This is a genomic window from Psychrobacter sp. 1U2, from assembly GCF_051847575.1.
On sequence record NZ_JBPYDC010001677.1, the window covers coordinates 1 to 545 of the forward strand.

1 protein-coding gene is annotated in these 545 nt (G+C 52.7%); it reads right to left on the reverse strand.

Going from position 1 to position 545, the window contains the following annotated elements:
• Positions 1 to 545: phosphoenolpyruvate carboxylase (locus ACS8FD_RS23830; protein ID WP_439277668.1), on the reverse strand; the 545-nt coding region annotated here is incomplete at both ends.

Below are 545 nucleotides of genomic sequence, written 5' to 3' on the forward strand. Positions count from 1 at the left end.
TCTTCATTTTGTTTGACACTGTCTAAAGCAGTGCCGACCCCATACCACGCTGGCAGAGTAAAGCGTGCCAACGACCAGCCAAATACCCAAGGTATCGCCCGAATCGTTGATTTGCTTGGTAGACCTTTTTTGCGGTGGGCAGGGCGTGAGCCGATATTTAGTAAAGAAATCTCTTGTACGGGCGTGGCTTCGGAGTAAAACTGGTAAAACCCTTCTGTATTATCTGTCAGTGCTCGATATTGCTGCTCGCCTGCATCGGCCAGATCCGTAAACAGTGCTTCATAGCTATCAAGCTGGGCGGGCTGCTCTACAAAACGTGACGAGCTGGCTTTTAGTGCGCCTGTGATACCCATGGTCAGCTCAAATACCGCCGTATCTGGATTGGCGTACTTGGCATAGAGCACTTCGCCTTGCTCGGTAAACTTGATTTGTCCGTTTAACGTACCAGCAGGCTGAGCGGCGATAGCCTGATGGGTTGAGCCGCCGCCGCGACTGACAGAGCCGCCACGGCCATGGAACAGACGGGTGCTGATGCCGTAATGGTT